Here is a 1,511-nt window from a genome sequence, read left to right as displayed (position 1 = left end):
CCGCACCCCGCCGCCGTTCAACCGACCGTGAGGTTTGGTTTGGGCGGTGATGGGGGAATACCACGAAAGGTGAGCGGTTGTAGTGGAAATGAGCGGTCCACCACCCGGAATGGCGCAGACGCCGGACGCGCTGTGGCTTCAGGGTGCCGGTTTCATACCCCAGGTGTGAGATCTGCCCGAAGAGAAGACCAAACCCTTGACTCCGCCGTACCGAATAGTAGATTGAGAGCGGTCATGTGACCTACCTCTCAAACGGTATGGAAGCCCGGGAGGTCGGTCATACGTGGTTTCTTCGACTGCGTGTTCGGGGCGTGACGCTCGGTGCTTGGTGTGCTCGGAATGTAACGCGCCCGCGTTTCAGCAGATCGGAGTGCTTGGATGAGTCCTGTCGAGACGGTGACCAGCCCAGTGACCTACAGAAGCTTGTCCGTGTCGAACATCCCGTCCCCGCCGAAGGCGCGGTCGCAGACCCCCCGGACCACGCCGAAGGCGGGGTCGCAGACCCCCCGGACCACGCCGAAGGCGGGGTCGCAGACCCCCCGGACGCGGCGAACGCCGCCCCGGCAGAGCCGAGACGGCGTTCGTACGGTTCGGTGGCCTGTGTCAGGCTCCGCGGCGCTTCGCCTTCAGCAGGTCGAGGCGCTCCTTCAGCAGCTCTTCCAGTTCCTCCTTGGAACGGCGTTCGAGCAGCATGTCCCAGTGGGTACGCGGCGGCTTGACCTTCTTGGCCTCGGGCGCCGTGCCCTCGACCAGGGTTCCCTCGAGGCCGTTGCGGCACAGCCACGTGCCGGGGATCTCGGCATCGTCGGCGAAGGGAATGTCGAAGATCTCACCGTTGTCGCACCGGTACTTGGCCATCCGGCGGGGTGCGAGGTCGTGGTCACGGTCGGTCTCGTAGCTCACCGCTCCGAGTCGACTCCCTCGAAGTACGCGATCTGCCATGGTGGTGTCCTCTCCTCGTTCGTCTCCGCGCGAGCACGCCTGGACCAGCACCAAGCGTTCACACTCATCTACAACGCCACGGCCTCCCGATTGGTTCCCGCACGCCGCGCAGATGCAACCTCGACATCTTACCGGGCGGGCTCGGGGGCGCCGCGCAGTAAGGTGGTCGACCATGACCAGCGCCTCCCGCAGACCGGATTCCTGTGTGTGGTGCGGACGCGAAGTGGCCGAGACGGGGATGGGCCGGCGTCGCCGGTACTGCCGCCAATCGTGCCGGCAACGCGCGTACGAGCAGCGCAACCAGGTCAAGGGCACCAGCATCCCCGCCGATGCGGTGGTGCTCACGTCGGAGGAAGCCTCCGCCATGGTCGACCGGGTTTTCCAGGTTCGATGTGCCGCCGAGGACGTGGCGACAGCCGTTGCCGAAGGTGCGGCGGCCCATGAGGTGGAGTCCCTGTGCGCCGACCTCGTGCAACTCGCACGTGAGGCCGAACGCTTCCGCTGAGCCTCGCACAGAGGCAGGGGAGCGTGGGACACACTCTGCTCGACCGGTCCGACCGTCGCCGATC

2 protein-coding genes are annotated in these 1,511 nt (G+C 66.1%); one reads left to right on the top strand and one right to left on the bottom strand.

Going from position 1 to position 1,511, the window contains the following annotated elements:
- Positions 1 to 603: 603 nt before the first annotated feature.
- Positions 604 to 942 carry an RNA polymerase-binding protein RbpA gene (locus I1A62_RS07465; protein WP_124393463.1) on the bottom strand — a complete coding sequence of 113 codons (339 nt, stop codon included), beginning with the start codon at positions 940 to 942 and terminating at the stop codon, positions 604 to 606.
- 172 nt (positions 943 to 1,114) lie between these two features.
- Here I1A62_RS07465 and I1A62_RS07460 point away from each other — a divergent pair, with 172 nt between their 5' ends.
- On the top strand, positions 1,115 to 1,447 hold the full coding sequence (locus I1A62_RS07460) for a hypothetical protein (RefSeq protein ID WP_124393462.1): 333 nt from the start codon (positions 1,115 to 1,117) through the stop codon (positions 1,445 to 1,447).
- Positions 1,448 to 1,511: the final 64 nt, after the last annotated feature.

The sequence above is a fragment of the Rhodococcus sp. USK10 genome (assembly GCF_019378875.1).
In the GTDB taxonomy this organism is placed as follows: domain Bacteria; phylum Actinomycetota; class Actinomycetes; order Mycobacteriales; family Mycobacteriaceae; genus Rhodococcus_F; species Rhodococcus_F pseudokoreensis.
The sequence above is the reverse complement of the archived record's forward strand: the minus strand, read 5'-3'. Positions and strand labels throughout refer to the sequence as shown.